12 protein-coding genes are annotated in these 15,064 nt (G+C 65.4%); 7 read left to right on the top strand and 5 right to left on the bottom strand.

Features of this window, described 5'->3' with window-relative positions:
- Nucleotides 1–37: 37 nt before the first annotated feature.
- The 5 genes from lptA to AC097R_RS19895 are packed head-to-tail and all read left to right on the top strand — an operon-like array spanning nt 38 to nt 4,721.
- Nucleotides 38–646 (top strand): lipopolysaccharide transport periplasmic protein LptA, encoded by a 609-nt coding sequence (gene lptA, locus AC097R_RS19915; protein WP_479599969.1) that lies wholly within the window; start codon nt 38–40, stop codon nt 644–646.
- Entirely contained in the window at nt 643–1,419 is a 777-nt protein-coding gene (gene lptB, locus AC097R_RS19910; RefSeq protein WP_479599968.1) for an LPS export ABC transporter ATP-binding protein, read from the top strand. The genes lptA and lptB overlap by 4 nt, the downstream gene beginning before the upstream one ends.
- Nucleotides 1,419–3,029 (top strand): RNA polymerase factor sigma-54, encoded by a 1,611-nt coding sequence (gene rpoN, locus AC097R_RS19905; protein WP_479599967.1) that lies wholly within the window; start codon nt 1,419–1,421, stop codon nt 3,027–3,029. The genes lptB and rpoN overlap by 1 nt, the downstream gene beginning before the upstream one ends.
- The gene (locus AC097R_RS19900; protein ID WP_479599966.1) at nt 3,026–4,297 is read left to right on the top strand and encodes a THUMP domain-containing class I SAM-dependent RNA methyltransferase; all 1,272 of its coding nucleotides are present in this window, start codon (nt 3,026–3,028) and stop codon (nt 4,295–4,297) included. Before rpoN ends, AC097R_RS19900 begins: the two co-directional genes overlap by 4 nt.
- Entirely contained in the window at nt 4,290–4,721 is a 432-nt protein-coding gene (locus AC097R_RS19895; RefSeq protein ID WP_479599965.1) for a putative toxin-antitoxin system toxin component, PIN family, read from the top strand. The genes AC097R_RS19900 and AC097R_RS19895 overlap by 8 nt, the downstream gene beginning before the upstream one ends.
- Here AC097R_RS19895 and AC097R_RS19890 read toward each other — a convergent pair.
- On the bottom strand, nt 4,711–5,937 hold the full coding sequence (locus AC097R_RS19890; RefSeq protein ID WP_479599964.1) for an MFS transporter: 1,227 nt from the start codon (nt 5,935–5,937) through the stop codon (nt 4,711–4,713). The genes AC097R_RS19895 and AC097R_RS19890 overlap by 11 nt on opposite strands.
- Before the next feature lie 96 nt (nt 5,938–6,033).
- On the opposite strand from AC097R_RS19890, the gene AC097R_RS19885 reads away from it, so the two are divergent.
- Nucleotides 6,034–6,954: a LysR family transcriptional regulator gene (locus tag AC097R_RS19885; RefSeq protein ID WP_479599963.1), complete on the top strand. Its 921-nt coding sequence runs from the start codon at nt 6,034–6,036 to the stop codon at nt 6,952–6,954.
- Nucleotides 6,955–6,965: 11 nt separating this feature from the next.
- On the opposite strand, the gene AC097R_RS19880 is transcribed toward AC097R_RS19885, so the two are convergent.
- The 3 genes from AC097R_RS19880 to AC097R_RS19870 all read right to left on the bottom strand — a co-directional run bounded on the left by AC097R_RS19880 (nt 6,966) and on the right by AC097R_RS19870 (nt 13,066).
- Complete coding sequence (locus AC097R_RS19880) at nt 6,966–9,779, bottom strand: PAS domain S-box protein (protein ID WP_479599962.1); 2,814 nt, start codon at nt 9,777–9,779, stop codon at nt 6,966–6,968.
- Nucleotides 9,780–9,786: 7 nt separating this feature from the next.
- Nucleotides 9,787–11,367 carry a methyl-accepting chemotaxis protein gene (locus AC097R_RS19875; RefSeq protein ID WP_479599961.1) on the bottom strand — a complete coding sequence of 527 codons (1,581 nt, stop codon included), beginning with the start codon at nt 11,365–11,367 and terminating at the stop codon, nt 9,787–9,789.
- Between the two features lie 70 nt (nt 11,368–11,437).
- Nucleotides 11,438–13,066 carry an FMN-binding glutamate synthase family protein gene (locus tag AC097R_RS19870; RefSeq protein WP_479599960.1) on the bottom strand — a complete coding sequence of 543 codons (1,629 nt, stop codon included), beginning with the start codon at nt 13,064–13,066 and terminating at the stop codon, nt 11,438–11,440.
- Nucleotides 13,067–13,120: 54 nt separating this feature from the next.
- Between AC097R_RS19870 and AC097R_RS19865 the strand changes: the two genes are divergently transcribed.
- The gene (locus AC097R_RS19865; RefSeq protein ID WP_479599959.1) at nt 13,121–13,936 is read left to right on the top strand and encodes a UPF0149 family protein; all 816 of its coding nucleotides are present in this window, start codon (nt 13,121–13,123) and stop codon (nt 13,934–13,936) included.
- Nucleotides 13,937–13,955: 19 nt separating this feature from the next.
- Here AC097R_RS19865 and AC097R_RS19860 read toward each other — a convergent pair whose 3' ends face one another.
- On the bottom strand, nt 13,956–14,879 hold the full coding sequence (locus AC097R_RS19860; protein WP_479599958.1) for an alpha/beta fold hydrolase: 924 nt from the start codon (nt 14,877–14,879) through the stop codon (nt 13,956–13,958).
- Between the last annotated feature and the right edge of the window lie 185 nt (nt 14,880–15,064).

Below are 15,064 nucleotides of genomic sequence, written 5' to 3'. Positions count from 1 at the left end.
ATGGCCGAAGCGCTTTTCGAGCAAGTTTCGTGCCTTTATGAAAAAAACCATCCTGTCTGTGGCTGTGTCGCTGGTGTTTGCCAGCGCAGGCGGCCTTGCGTGGGCCGAAAAAGCCGACCGAAACAAGCCCATGAATGTGGAGGCGGACGCCCTGCGCTACGACGACATCAAGCAGGTCAGCGTCTTCACCGGCCATGTGGTGCTGACCAAGGGCAGCATCCTGATCCGCGGCGCCCAGATCGAGGTGCGCCAGGACCCGGATGGCTACCAGTACGGTCTGGTCACCGGCTCGGTCGCCACGCCGGCGTTTTTCCGGCAAAAGCGTGAAGGCCTGGATGAGTTCATCGAAGGCGATGGCGACACCATCGAATACGACGGCAAGGCCGACACTGTGCGCTTTGTCAAAAAAGCCCAGCTGCGCCGCCTGCGCGGCGCCACGCTGGCCGACGAGGTGACGGGTGCCGTCATCCTGTACGAAAACCTCAGCGACAAATTCACCGTGGACGGCGCCCCCAAGACCGCTGCGGCGCCGGCCGGCCGTGTGCGCGCCATGCTGACGCCCAAGCCCGAAGGCGAAACTGCCACCGCGCCTCAACCCGGTGCCACTCTGCGCGCCACGCCGCAACTTGAGAAGGCCGCCCAGTGAGCGAGCCCACCCAAGAAGCCCCGGACACCAGCACCGGGCGGCTGGAAGCCCGGCATTTGCAAAAGTCGTATGGCAAGCGCCAGGTGGTGAAAGATGTGTCGCTGACCGTGCGCACTGGCGAGGTCGTGGGCCTGTTGGGCCCCAACGGCGCGGGCAAGACCACCTCGTTCTACATGATCGTGGGCTTGCTGCGCGCCAGTGCGGGCGACATCACGATTGACGGCCATTCCATCGAGCACATGCCCATCCACCGCCGCGCGCGCCTGGGGCTGGGCTACCTGCCGCAAGAGGCGTCCATCTTTCGCAAGCTCAATGTCGAAGACAACGTGCGCGCCGTGCTGGAACTGCAGCGCGACGAGGCGGGCGAGCCGCTCAAGTCGGCCGAGATTGAAGCGCGCCTGACCGCGCTGCTGCAAGACCTGCGCGTGGAGCATCTGCGCGAGTCGCCCTCGCTGGCCCTGTCGGGTGGTGAGCGACGCCGTGTGGAGATTGCGCGCGCACTGGCCACGCGGCCGCGCTTTATCCTGCTGGACGAACCGTTTGCCGGTATCGACCCGATTGCGGTGATCGAGATCCAGCGCATCATCAACTTCCTCAAGGGCCGTGGCATCGGTGTGCTGATCACCGATCACAACGTGCGCGAAACCCTGGGCATTTGCGACCACGCCTACATCATCAGCGACGGCCATGTGCTGGCGCAAGGCACCCCCTCCGAGATCGTGAACAATGCCGATGTGCGCCGTGTCTATCTCGGTGAGCATTTCAAAATGTAATGAAGCAAGGTCTTTCATTACGCGTCTCCCAACACCTGGCGCTCACGCCCCAGTTGCAGCAGTCCATCCGTCTGCTGCAGCTCTCTACGCTGGAGCTGAGCCAGGAGGTGGAGCAGATGCTGGACGAAAACCCGTTTCTGGAGCTGACCGAGGACCGGGCCGAGCGCGAGGACTTTGGGCTGAACGCAGTAGATGCGACGGTCAGCGAAGGCGACCGACTGTCCGAGAGCAGCGAGGTGGACTACGCGCCCAGTGCGGTGGCCGACTACGCCACCTCGACCAGTACCAGCAGCAATGACGAAGAAGCCACGCCGCTGAGCAGCAGCGACGAGCCCAACTGGGAAGGCGACGGCACCACCGAGATGATGCCCGACGATGGCGAGTGGGGGGTGGACGCCAAAGCCAAGGCCAACAACCTGGGCGACGACGAGGAGAAAGACGCCACCGAGCTGGCGCGCTCTGCCGAATCGCTGCAGGCCTTTTTGCACCGCCAGGCGCTGAGCCTGCGCACCAATGCCACCGACGCGGCCGCGCTGCGCTTCCTCATCGAATCACTCAACGACGACGGCTACCTGGAAGACCCGCTGGAAGAGCTGGCACGCAGCCTGAACCCCGGCGACGAAGAGCAGCTGCAGGACCTGGTGCACCACTTCACCGTGGCGCTGGGCTTGCTGCACAGCCTGGAGCCCGTGGGCGTGGGCGCGCGCGACTTGGGCGAGTGCCTGCGTTTGCAGGTCAAGGCCTTGCTGGCCCAAGCTGAAGTGGATGGTGAGGACGAGCGTGCCGAGCTGCTGCAGGTGGCCCTGGGCATCTGCAGCAAACCCATGGACCTGCTGGCGCGGCGCGACATCAAGCGCCTGGTGCAAATGGGCGTGGGCAGCGACGCGCTGGTGCGCGAAGCGATCGCGCTCATCGCACGGCTGGAACCCAAGCCCGGGCGGCGCTTTGTGGACGTGGAGCGCAACATCGTGGTGCCCGACGTGCTGGTGGTGGCCATCGGCAAGGCCGGTGGCATTCCCAAATTCCGCGTGCAGCTCAACCCCGAGGTGATGCCACGCCTCAAGGTGCATGACATCTACGCCAATGTGCTGCGCAACCACCGCGGTGGCCGCGACGGTGCTGGCCACGCGGCGCTGCAGCAACGCCTGCAGGAGGCGCGCTGGTTCATCAAGAACATCCAGCAGCGCTTTGACACCATCCTGCGCGTGAGCACGGCCATTGTGGAGCGGCAGAAGAACTTTTTCACCCATGGCGAGCTGGCCATGCGCCCCCTGGTGCTGCGCGAGATTGCCGACGAATTGGGCCTGCACGAGTCCACCATCAGCCGCGTGACCACGGCCAAGTACATGGCCACGCCGTTTGGCACGTTTGAGCTGAAGTACTTCTTCGGCTCTGGCCTGGGCACCGAGAGCGGTGGCAATGCCTCCAGCACCGCGGTGCGCGCGCTCATCAAACAGTTCATTGCCTCCGAGAGCAGCAAGAAGCCCTTGAGCGACAACCAGATCTCTGACATGCTCAAGGAGCAGGGCATCGAATGCGCCCGGCGCACCGTGGCCAAATACCGCGAGGGGCTGAAGATTGCCCCCGCCTCACTCCGCAAAGCGCTATGAACCAATTGACCCTTTTTCTCCCCTGCGCCGCCGGCGTGGAGGAGTACCTGGCGCCGGAGATTTTGCAAATCACCGGTCTGCCGCCCGGCTGCGTGACCAAGCAGCGCGGTGGCGTGGCCGTGCGCACCTCGTTCGCGCATGCCATGTTGCTCAACCTGTACAGCCGCCTCTCGCAGCGCGTGCTGGTGCTGGTGTCGTACACCGAATACCGCAGCGAACAGGACCTGTACCGCGCCGGCCTGCAGGTGCCATGGGAGCAGTGGTTCACGCCCAAGGAAAGCATCAAGGTCGAGGTGACGGCGCAGCACAGCCCGCTGACCTCGCTGAACTTTGCCGCGCTCAAGGTGAAGGATGCCGTGTGCGACCGCTTCCGCGAAGTGGCGGGCGGCGTGCGCCCCGACGTGAACACGCAGTGGCCCGATGTGCGCATCTATGCCCACCTGACCACCGACAGCTGCTCGCTGTACGTCGACACCTCGGGCGAGCCGCTGTTCAAGCGCGGCTGGCGCGAGGACAAGGGCGACGCACCGCTGAAGGAAACCCTGGCCGCGGCCATGATTGCCGCCAGCGGCTGGGCCTCGGGTGAGGACGACCTGATGCCGCTGTACGACCCCTGCTGCGGCAGCGGCACGGTGGCCATCGAAGCCGCGCAGATTGCCTGCAACATCGCGGCCGGTTCGCTGCGCCGCTTTGCGTTCGAAAAATACCGACCCTTCCGTTCGCAGGAGTGGGCGGACATGAAGGCCGAGGCCGCAGCGAATGTGGTCAAGCCCGAGCCGGGCCAGACTGCGCTGATCTACGGCAGCGATGTGTCGCACCGCATGGTGGACTTTGCGCAGCGCAACGCGCAACGCGCCGGCGTGGCCGATGTGATTGAGTTTCGCGGTGGCGACGCGCTGCAGCGCATGCCGCCGATTGAAGGCGGCGGCGTGATGGTGCTGAACCCGCCCTATGGCGAGCGTATTGGCATTGGTGGCGTAGCCGGTGAAGGCGAAGGTGCCCGCTTTGGCGCACGCGAACTCGCGCAGACCGACGAAGGTGTGGACTTCTTCAACCAACTGGCCAGCCACTGGAAGAAGAACTACAGCGGCTGGACCGCCTGGGTGCTGACGCCGGACCTGAAGCTGCCCAGCAAGATGCGCCTGAAGGAATCGCGCCGCGTGCCCATGTGGAACGGACCGCTGGAGTGCCGCCTGTTCAAGTTCGACATGGTCAAGGGCCGCCTGGCTAAGGGCGCCGCGCCAGCTGCCCAGGAGCCCAATGACTGAGGGCGTGGCGGAGGGTGTGAGCCAGATCGTGCTGGACACCAACATCGTGCTGGACTTGCTGGTGTTCAACGATGCGGCCACCCCCCCATTGCGCGAGGCCCTGCAGGGCGGTCGCCTGCAGTGGGTGGCCACCGCCCCCATGCGCGACGAGCTGGAGCGTGTGCTGGCCTACCCCCAAATCGCCAAACGCCTGGCCTTTTACGGCCTGTGCGCAGCGCAGGTGCTGCAGGCGCGCGATGCCCAGGTGCAGACCGTGGACGTGCCGCCCAAGGCCAGCGTGACCTGCAAGGACCCGGACGACCAGAAGTTCATTGACTTGGCCGTCGCCCAGCGCTGTCCGGTGCTGAGCAAGGACCACGCCGTACTTTGCATGGCAAAACGGCTGCTAGCCCTCGGCGCTGCTGCGCGAGCAGCTATCGAATAGATAGCGCTGCACCGCTGCCGCCCGCCACGGGCCAGAGCCGCACGGCCAGCGCGGTGGTTGCCGCCGCGGCCGCCATGCCACACACTCCGGCCCATCCCCATTGCGCCAACGCCAGACTTCCCAGCCAGGCGCCACTGGCCATGCCGATGAACATGCCCCCCATGAGCACGGCGTTGAGCCGGCTGCGTGCGGCGGGCTCCAGGCTGTAGACGATGGTCTGGTGCGCGATCAGGCTGGCCTGCACACCGAGGTCAAACACCACGGCACCCACGGCCAGCAGCCACAGTGGGCTGTCCGTTTCGAGCGCACCCAAACCCATGGCCAGAAACGCGGCCACCACAAGGGCGGCACCCAGCCGTGTCACCACCTCGGGGCCGCGGCGATCGGCCATGCGGCCTGCCAGCGGCGCAGCCAACGCACCTGCGGCACCGGCCAGGCCAAACGCACCGGCTGCGGCGCTGCCCAGGTGGGCCGGTGCGGCATGCAACATCACCGCCAGCGTAGACCAGAAGGCGCTGAACGCCACACTGAGCAGCCCCTGTGCGAGGGCCGCCCGGCGCAGGCCTCGGTGGCGCTGCCACAACGTAGCCAGCGTGCGCATGAGCGCCAGGTAGGGCAGCTGCGTGGTGGGCGCAAAGCGCGGCAGGCCGCGCCATACGGCTACACCCAAGAGCGCAATGCTGAGCGCCGCCGCCACAAACATGGCGCGCCAGCCCGCCTGCTCGGCGACCAGGCCTGACACCACGCGCGACAGCAGAATGCCCAGCAGCAGCCCGGTCATCACCGTGCCCACGGTCTTGCCGCGGCTGGCTTCGGGTGCCAATGTGGCGGCGGCGGGCACGATGTCCTGCGCAAGCGTGGCGGATACGCCAATCACCAGGCTGGCGGCGAGCATCACGCCCAGCGAGGGCGCGGCGGCGGCAACCAGCAGCGCCAGGCACAGCACGGCGGCCTTGCCCAGGATGATGCGGCGCCGGTCAAACCGGTCGCCCAGCGGGGCCAGTGCCACCAGGCCCAGCGCGTAGCCCAGCTGCGTGAGCGTGGGCACCAGGCCAATCGCCGCGGGGGTGGCGCCGAACTCGGTGCCCAGCACGCCCAGCATGGGCTGGCTGTAGTACAGCGCGGCCGCGGCCAGGCCGGCGCCGACGGCCAGCAACAGCACCAGGGCCGCGGGCAGGGCGCTTGCTGGCTTATGCGTGGAAGTGGTTGATGTCATAGTGTTAACCCTTGGTTTTGCAATGAAGGCAAGTGTGTCATCGCATAAACCGCTTGGGAACGCCCACAATTCGCACAATTGTTATACGCTTGGCGTATGAAGACCGCCCCCGACCGCATCGAACTCATGCAGACCCTGGTGCGCATCGTGGAGGCCGGCAGCCTGTCGGCCGCGGCGGCGCAGCTGGGCACCACCCAGCCCACGGTGAGCCGGCGCCTGCAAACGCTGGAGCGCATGCTGGGTGCCAAGCTGCTGCAGCGCTCCACCCACGCCATGCAGCTGACCGAGGAAGGCCAGCGCTGCTTCGCCCACGCCAAGGAGCTGCTGCAGAACTGGGATGCCTTTGAGGCCGACCTGCGTGGCAGCACCGAGGTACCCGAGGGCACGCTGCGTGTGGTGGTGCCGCACGCCATTGGCCAGCAGCAGCTGGTGGGTCCGCTGGCCGACTACCTGCAGCGCCACCCGCGCGTGGCCGTGGAGTGGCTGCTGCACGACCGCACGCCTGACTTCATTGCCGATGGCATTGACTGCGCCATCCACGTGGGTGCGGTGGACGACCCCGCAGTAGTGGCCGTCAAGCTGGCGGAGATTCCGCGCATTGTGGTCGCCGCGCCCGCGGTGCTGGGCGATGCACCGCCACCGGTGCACGCGGCTGACCTGGCCACGCTGCCCTGGCTGGCGCTGCGCACCTTCTACCGCAATGACATCACGCTGCGCCACAGTGACGGCACGCAGCAGCGCCTGGCGCTAAAGCCGCGCATGAGCACCGACAGCCTGTACGCGCTGCGCAGCGCGGCACTGTTGGGGCTGGGCGTGTGTGTGGCGTCCAGCTGGGCGGTGGCCGACGACGTGGCCGAAGGCCGGCTGTTACACCTGCTACCTGAGTGGCGCGCCGAGCCGCTGCCCATCTACTTGCTCTACCCCTATGCCCACTTCTACCCGGCCAAGCTGCGCCGCTTTGTGGACATCTTGCGGCCCGCGCTGGTGGCGGGCTGGGGCACGCCAGCGAGCCCCTGAAACCATAGCTGCTATTGCAGCGGTGCTGGCGCGCTGTGGCCCGGTGCATCGGTCGGCAGACGCAGCACAAAGCGGGTGCCAGCGCCCGGCGTGCTGTGCGCGGTGATGCTGCCACTGAGCACGTTGGTGACCAGGTTGTAGACGATGTACAGCCCCAGGCCGCTGCCGCCGCGGCCCAGTTTGGTGGTGTAGAAGGGCTCGAAGATGTGCTGCAGATTGCCCGGGGCAATGCCGCAACCGTTGTCGGCGTACTCCAGCACCACGTCATCGCCATCCTGGTGTGCGTGGATGGTGATGCGGCCGTGGGATAGGCCCTCAAAGCCATGGCTCAGCGTGTTGGTCAAAAAGTTGGTCAGCACCTGCTCCAGCGGCCCGGGGTAGCTGTCCAACACCAGGTCGGTGGGAATGTCCACGTCCACCAGGTGCTGCGCGTGTTTGAACACCGGCCGCGTGGTGGTCAGCACCTCGCCCACCACGCTGTGCAGCGCAAATTCGCGTCGGCGTGTGCTGCTCTGGTCTACCGCCACTTCCTTGAAGTCGTTAATCAGCTTGGCCGCTTTCACCGCGTTACGTTCGATCAGCGTGCTGGCCTCTTGCAGGCGCGCGGCGCCCTTGTCCACGTCCGAGCGGCGGGCCGTGCCCGAGAGCAGGCGCTGGCTGAAGTCGGCGACCTCTTCCTTGAGCGTGGAGGCCACGGCCATCACATTGCCAATGGGGGTGTTGAGCTCGTGCGCGATACCGGCCACCAGGCTGCCCAGTGCGGCCAGTTTTTCAGACTGCACCAGCTGGCCCATGGCGCGCTTGAGTTCGGCATTGCGTGCCTCGACGCGGGCCTCCAGGTCGTGGTTGAGTTCTTCCAGCGTGGTCTGCGTGCGTTTGAGCTGGGTGACGTCGATCAGGGTCTCAATGGCGCCGGTGATATTGCCCTGCGCATCGCGCAGCGGTGCGGCGCAGTATCGGGCCCACATGCCGCGCTTGCCGTCCAGGCTCTCGAAGTAGTCTTCGCCCTCAATGGCGCCGGGGATCACCGGGCTCTTGCGCAGCTTGCCGGGGTAGAAACGCTCCACGTCTTCGGGCTTGGCGCCGTCCACCATCACGTCCACCAGGCAGGGGCGCGGGCTGGGGTAGATGCCGCGCCAGGTATCGGTGGTGCCCACCACCTCGTCGGCATGCACGCCGGTCAGGCGCGTCATGTGCGGGTTCCAGAAGGTGATTTTGTGCTGCGCGTCGATGGCGAACACGGCCACGGGCAGGTTGCGGTAGACCTGCTGCAGGCTGTGTTCAAAGTCTTTGCCCATAGCCTCGGCCTGCTTGCGGTCCGAGATATCGCGAATGGTGGACACCGTGCGCTGGCCCTGGGCCATGTCAAACCGCGTCATGGAGATCTCGGACCAGAAGACGCTGCCGTCCTTGCGGCGTGAACGCCATTCGAACGACTGCGGCCCCTCGCTGCGGGTTTTTTCGTACCACTGCGCGGCTTCTGCGGCGCTGTAAGGGGCCTCATTTGTGCTCAGTTCGCCAGGGGACAGGGGGCGTACCTCGTCGCTGTTGTAGCCAAACAGCGCCTGGAAGCGCGGGTTGATCTCCACCACCTGGCCGTTGCCAAGGTCGCGCACCATGATGGCGTCGGGGCAGTTGTCAAACAGCTCCCGGTAGTTTTTGCTGCTGATGCGCAGAGCCGCCTCGGAGGTGTGCTTGAGGCGCAGCCCGTACAGCAGCAGGCCAATGATGATGAGCAGGCTGCCAAACAGCACGGACAGCCAGGGCAGGTGGGGGCGCAGGTCTTCCCAGGTGCCGTTGGGGCGGTTGAGCACCGTGGCGTTGGCGGGCAGGCGCGACTCATCCACGCCCCAGCGCCGCATCTGGACGTAGTCGAAGGTGGCGTGGGACGACCCTTCGATCAAGGGCAGCGGCGAGGGCGCCAGGCCATGCAGCAGGTCCAGCGCCAGCCGGCCCACGGTTTGCCCTTGCTCAAAGCCCGACACCAGAAAACCGCCCATCACCCCGGGCTGCATGGCCACATCGCGTGTCACCGCCAATGGCGCGTGTGCCGCTGCGGCCCACAGCTGGGCAGCTTCCTCGTGGGTCAGCAGGCGGTCGTTGGCGTCGCGGTTGAAGGGCAGTGCAAACACCAGGTCGGTGGAGCCAAGTTGGCGCAGCCGCTGGTCGATGGCCTCGACCGTGGTGTTGGTCAGGTATTCCAGCGCGACCTGGGTGTGCGTACTGTGGCGGTTTTGCAGGGTCTCGACCTGGGCCAGGCTGGTGCGGCTCTGGTCGTGGATGACGACTACGCGCCGGGTCTTGGGCAACAGGTCCAGCAGGCGCTCCAGGCTGTCGCCCACGTCCAGGTCGTCGAACACGCCGCCCAGGTTGGGCTCTTGCAACAGCGCTATGCGCCGGCTGCTGGAGACACCGGAGAACAAGATGGAGACACCCGGAAAGTGCTTTTTGCGCACGCGCAGGGCTAGGTCCAAGGCGTCGTCGTCGGCCGCCAAGATCACGGTGGGTGGCGTCTTGCCGTACTTCGTGACCAGCAGGTCTTCAAACTGCTGGTAGTAGCGCTCGCTGGGCTTGACGTGTTTGGTGTCCAGAAAATCCAGCTGCAGGTCCAGTTGGGGCTCCACCGTGATCAGTTGCGCGCGCACCCCGGCGATCTGCGCGTCACTCCAAGGCATGCCCGCGTGGTACGACGCCAGCATCAGCACCCGGGAGAGGTCGGTGACGGCCAATGCGGGCCCTACACACAGCAGCAGCCCCCATAGCCATACACCCCGCCACAGCCACTTGCGGGCAGATGGGACAGGGGCGGCGTGGTGCTGGGCCAAGGGGCGCTCAGGCCGTGAGTGTCAGCCTGTCGTTGCTGGCGCGGGATGGCGCTGTGAGCTTGAAGACCGCCATCACCTCCACCAGCGCGCGCGCCTGCGAGCGCAGGCTGCTGGCTGCGGCGGCCATTTCCTCCACCAACGCGGCGTTTTGCTGGGTGGTCTGGTCCATCTGGGTCACCGCATTGCCGACTTGGTTCACCCCCGAAGCCTGTTCGCTGCTGGCCGCGCTGATCTCGCCCACGATGTCGGTCACGCGACGGATGGCCGCCACCACCTCGCTCATGGTGGTGCCGGCCTGGTCCACCAAGGCCGTGCCTTGCTCGACCCGCTGCACGCTGGTGCCAATGAGCTGCTTGATTTCCTTGGCGGCCTCGGCACTACGGCCCGCCAGGGCGCGCACTTCTGAAGCCACCACTGCAAAGCCGCGGCCCTGCTCGCCCGCACGCGCCGCTTCCACCGCCGCGTTCAGGGCCAGGATGTTGGTCTGGAAGGCGATGCCATCAATCACGCTGATGATGTCTGCGATCTTGTTGGACGCCTCGTTGATGCCCTTCATGGTTTCCACCACCTGGCTCACCACTGCACCACCGCGCACGGCCACCGTGGACGCTGTCATGGCCAGCTGGTTGGCCTGGGCGGCGCTGTCGGCGTTTTGGCGCACCGTGGCGCTCAGCTCTTCCATCGATGCCGCGGTTTCCTGCAAGGCGCTGGCTTGCTGCTCGGTGCGGGCTGACAGGTCGTTGTTACCCTGCGCAATTTCCGAGCTGGCGCTGGACACGCCCTCGGCGCTGGTGCGGACTCCGCCCACCATGCGGGCCAGGTTGTCGCGCATGCCCATGAGGGCATGCATCATGTCAGCGGCCTCATCGGTGCCATCGGGCTGGATGTGGATGCTCAGGTCGCCTGCGCTGATGGCCTGGGCCGACTTCACCGCGTGCTGGATGGGGTAGGTGATCGAGCGGGTGGCCAGTGCGGCCAGCGTGAGCCCAATGACGGCCGACAGGATGGCGCCCACGCTCAGAATCCACTGCCCACTGTTGGCCACCGCCTCGGTCTTGGCCACGCCATCCTTGAGCTGGTCTTCCATGTGGTCCATCAGCGTGTCCAGCGACTTGAGGTAATTGGTGGCCAGGGGCAGCAAGGTGGTATCTACGGCCGCATTCACGTCCTCGCCGGCCTGCTTCTTTTTCATCAGGTCGGTACGCGGACCGCGGTACAGCTCGCGCTGCTTGCCAATGTCGGTGAACAGCGCTTTGCCCGCGTCATCGGTGATCAGGGGCTCCAACTGCTTTTGCAAGTCGCTGATGACCTTGGAGGTGGCATCCATCTCCTTTTGCAGGGAGGTGACATGATTGGGGTCCGACGCGTGCAGGGCTGCCGAGGTGCGCACCCAATTGATGCGGATGTTTTCTACCCATTTCTGGGCCAGCGAGGAACGCTCCACCTCAACGTAGGCCAGGGCGTGGGCCTGGTCTTTCAGGATTCCCAGTCGCCACACGCCGGTCAGAGCCATCACCGCCGTGATCAGCAGCACAACCCCAAACGCCAAGCCCAGTCGGGCGCCGATGCGCAAGTTAGTACCCATCATGGTCGCTCCTCTTGTTGTAGTCTTCAACGACTGTACTCCGAAGCCCGGCAAAGCAAAAGGCTGAAGGAGGCTACTCCCCTTGCAGCGCAAAGCTGCGCGCGCTGGCCCGGGGCCAGCTGTGGCGGTAGATCAGCGGCAGCGCGGCCACACTCTCGTGCAGCAATGCACCGCTGGGCAGTTGTGTCAGGATCAGTTGGGCCAGCGACTTGACCTTGTGGTCGGTGGAGCGGCGCACGATATGGTGGGCCGTGATTTCGCTGGGGTGCAGCACACCGGCGGCCTGCACCAGTTCCTTGAGTGCGTACAAGGTTTGCTGGTGGAAGTTGTAGACGCGCTCGGCCTTGTCGGGCACCACCAGCGACTGCTGGCGCAGCGGATCCTGCGTGGTCACGCCCGTAGGGCAAGCGCCCGTGTGGCAGTGCTGGGCCTGGATGCAGCCCAGTGCAAACATGAAGCCGCGCGCGCTGTTGCACCAGTCGGCGCCCAGCGCCATCAGGCGTGCGATGTCAAACGCGCTGACCACCTTGCCCGCACAGCCCACCTTGATGCGCTCGCGCAGGCCGGCGCCGCGCAGCGTGTTGTGCACCAGCAGCAGCCCTTCTTGCAGCGGCGAACCCACGTGGTCGGTGAACTCCAGCGGTGCCGCACCCGTGCCGCCTTCGGCACCGTCCACCACGATGAAGTCGGGCGTGATCCCGGTTTCCAGCATGGCCTTGACCATGGCAAACCATTCCCAGGGATGGCCGATGCAGAGCTTGAAGCCCGTGGGCTTGCCGCCCGACAGTTCGCGCAAGCGGGCGATGAACTGCATCATCTCCACGGGCGTAGAGAAGGCGCTGTGCGCTGCGGGCGAAATGCAGTCCACGCCCTCGGGCACACCGCGTGCCGCGGCAATTTCGGCCGTCACCTTGGGGCCCGGCAGCATGCCCCCGTGGCCGGGCTTGGCGCCCTGGCTGAGCTTGAGCTCAATCAGTTTGACCTGTGGGTCACGCGCGTTGGCGGCGAATTTGTCGGGGTTGAAGCTGCCATCGTCGTTGCGGCAACCAAAGTAGCCCGAGGCCACCTCCCACACCAGGTCGCCGCCATGCACGCGGTGGTGCACCGAGATCGACCCCTCGCCCGTGTCGTGGGCAAAGCCACCGCGTTTGGCGCCTGCGTTGAGCGCCAGGATGGCGTTGGCGCTGAGCGCCCCAAAACTCATGGCCGAAATGTTGAACACGCTGGCGCTGTAGGGCTGGGCTGTATCGGAGCCAATGGTGATGCGGAAGTCATGTGAGGCCAGCTTGGTGGGCGCCACGGAGTGGTTCATCCACTCGTAGCCCTCGGCATGCACGTCGAGTTGGGTGCCAAAGGGGCGTTTGTCGGGCTCGGTCTTGGCGCGCTGGTAGACCAGCGAGCGCTGTGAGCGCGAAAACGGTGTGGCCTCGTTGTCGCTCTCGATGAAGTACTGGCGAATCTCGGGCCGAACAAACTCCAGCATGAAGCGGATGTGGCCAATGATGGGATAGTTGCGCAGGATGGAGCGCCTGGTCTGCCGCAGGTCGTAAACCCCCACCCCGACCAGCAGGGCCGACAGCAGCAGCGTGCCCCACCCCACCCCAAACACCACCACACTGAAGCCACTGAGCAGAAAGGCGAAGGCACTGAGCCCCAGAACGGTGTAGCGGATGGGGAAGATGGAATTGAGCGTGTGCAGCATGGAAACCCTTTGTTCGGAGAGACAATACCAGCCTGCTATCTTTTTGCACAGCCTATGTCTACCCTAACTCCCTCTGCAGACGCCGCTTCCGGCGCACCCGTGGACGCCCTGACCCCTGACGAGTTCGACGCAATCGACACCATCCTTGACGATTTGCGTTCCCGCCACGATGAAATTCCCCAGTGGGAGTTTTGTGAAGGCTTCATGGCCGCGCTGGTGTGCTGCCGCCGCCCGATTGCACCGGCCGAGTACTTCCCGGTGTTGTTGGACATGGAGATGCCCGCGGACGGCGAAGCCGGTGGATTCTCCAGCGTGGAGCAGGCGCAGCAGTTTCAGTCGCTGTGGACCCGTCGCTGGAACGATGTGGTGCGCGGGCTGAACACGGAAGTGCAAAGTCTGGACGAGGACAACGCCTACCACCCCGAGGTGATGGACGTGCGCGGTGCCGTGGCCGTGTTGCCCGAGGAAGAGCGCGCCGCGATGGCCGATCAGGCGTTGCCATCGTTTGCCCAGGTCTGGGCGCTGGGTTTCATGTTCGCGGTGGAAAGCTGGCCCGAAGAGTGGGCAGCGCCACGTGACAAGGAAGCCGAGAAGTGGCTGGACGCATCGCTGCAGTCCATCGTGGCACTGACCGAAGACGACACCGACGAACCCACCCTCTCCGTGTTTGACGATGACGGCCCGCCCAGCGTGAGCCAGGAACGCATCAATGCCTTCGCCGACGGCGTGTGGGCCACCTATGACCTGCGCGAGCTATGGCGCAACTTCGGTCCGCGCGTGGAGACAGTTCGCAAAGAAGCCGAACCCGGCCGCAATGACCCCTGCCATTGCGGCAGTGGCAAAAAATACAAGAAGTGCCATGGGGCGTGATGCCTGGCAGCGTTGACGTTTAGTTGGTCTGCTGAAAGAAATCCGCCAAACATTGCGCCGTTGCCTCAGGCAGTTCTTCGGGGATGAAATGCCCTGCAGGCAGGCTCTTGCCATGGACCGTGCCCGCACACTGGGCCTGCCATAGCGGCACGGGCTGGAACATGCGCTGTACGACGCCGCGCTCGCCCCAGATGACCAGTGTGTCGCAGGCGATTTTTCCTTGTTCACCAGGCAGTGCCCGGCTGGTGCGGTCGTGCTCCAGGTCGATGTCTGCGCTGGCGCGGTAGTCCTCGCACATGGCGTGGATGGTGCCGGGCAGGGTGAAGCAACGGTCGTAGGCGGCCAGCGCCTGGGGTTCGATATAGCCCAGACCGCCGGAGCCCCAGCCGCCCAGCTTGGCATGCAGGTAGGCCAGGGGTGCGCCGCCAATCATGGTCTCGGGCAGGGGCGTGGGTTGGATCAGATGGAACCAGTGGTAGTAGGCGCGTGCATAGGCAAAGTCGGTGGCGGCGTACATGTCCAATGTGGGGGCAATGTCGATCACGCACAGGCCCAGCACCCGGCCGGGGTGGTCCACCGCCAGGCGGTGTGCGACGCGGCCCCCACGGTCATGGCCGCAGAGGTAAAACTGGTCAACGCCCAATGCATCCATCACGGCCACCATGTCCTGGGCCAGGGTGCGTTTGCTGTAGTTGCTGTGGTCGGCCAACCCTTCAGGTTTGGCCGAGTCGCCGTAGCCACGCAGATCGGGCATCACCAGGTAGAAGCGGTCTTGCAGTTGCTGGGCCACGCGGTGCCACAGCACGTGGCTTTGCGGAAAACCGTGCAGCAACAGCAGGGCCGGCCGTCCGGCGCGCGCCGCACTGGGAACGCGGGCATGGATGCGCACGCCGTTGACCTCGAAATCGCGTTCTTCGAAATGTTCAAACCAGGGTGCGGGCATAGTGGTTTTTCCTCGCTTCTGCGGGGTCCGTACAGGATGGGGGCTCAGGGTAATTCAATTCCCTGTCACCCGCGCGTCAAGCGACGGCTTTTCCTTGTTTTTGGCGGTGAAAAAGTGGCATCATGGCCGCAAAAGTTGGCATGCGCACGCACGTGAATGACCAACCCGCAGGGAGACTGCGCATT

The sequence above is a fragment of the Rhodoferax sp. ZS1R25 genome, assembly GCF_056521335.1.
The sequence above is the reverse complement of the archived record's forward strand: the minus strand, read 5'-3'. Positions and strand labels throughout refer to the sequence as shown.

Coding starts and splice junctions, on each gene's coding strand:
- AC097R_RS19860 (WP_479599958.1), bottom strand. CDS start 14,879: ATGCCCGCACCCTGGTTTGAACATTTCGAAGAACGCGATTTCGAGGTC.
- AC097R_RS19895 (WP_479599965.1), top strand. CDS start 4,290: ATGACTGAGGGCGTGGCGGAGGGTGTGAGCCAGATCGTGCTGGACACC.
- AC097R_RS19890 (WP_479599964.1), bottom strand. CDS start 5,937: ATGACATCAACCACTTCCACGCATAAGCCAGCAAGCGCCCTGCCCGCG.
- rpoN (WP_479599967.1), top strand. CDS start 1,419: ATGAAGCAAGGTCTTTCATTACGCGTCTCCCAACACCTGGCGCTCACG.
- AC097R_RS19875 (WP_479599961.1), bottom strand. CDS start 11,367: ATGATGGGTACTAACTTGCGCATCGGCGCCCGACTGGGCTTGGCGTTT.
- AC097R_RS19865 (WP_479599959.1), top strand. CDS start 13,121: ATGTCTACCCTAACTCCCTCTGCAGACGCCGCTTCCGGCGCACCCGTG.
- AC097R_RS19885 (WP_479599963.1), top strand. CDS start 6,034: ATGAAGACCGCCCCCGACCGCATCGAACTCATGCAGACCCTGGTGCGC.
- AC097R_RS19900 (WP_479599966.1), top strand. CDS start 3,026: ATGAACCAATTGACCCTTTTTCTCCCCTGCGCCGCCGGCGTGGAGGAG.
- lptA (WP_479599969.1), top strand. CDS start 38: ATGAAAAAAACCATCCTGTCTGTGGCTGTGTCGCTGGTGTTTGCCAGC.
- AC097R_RS19870 (WP_479599960.1), bottom strand. CDS start 13,066: ATGCTGCACACGCTCAATTCCATCTTCCCCATCCGCTACACCGTTCTG.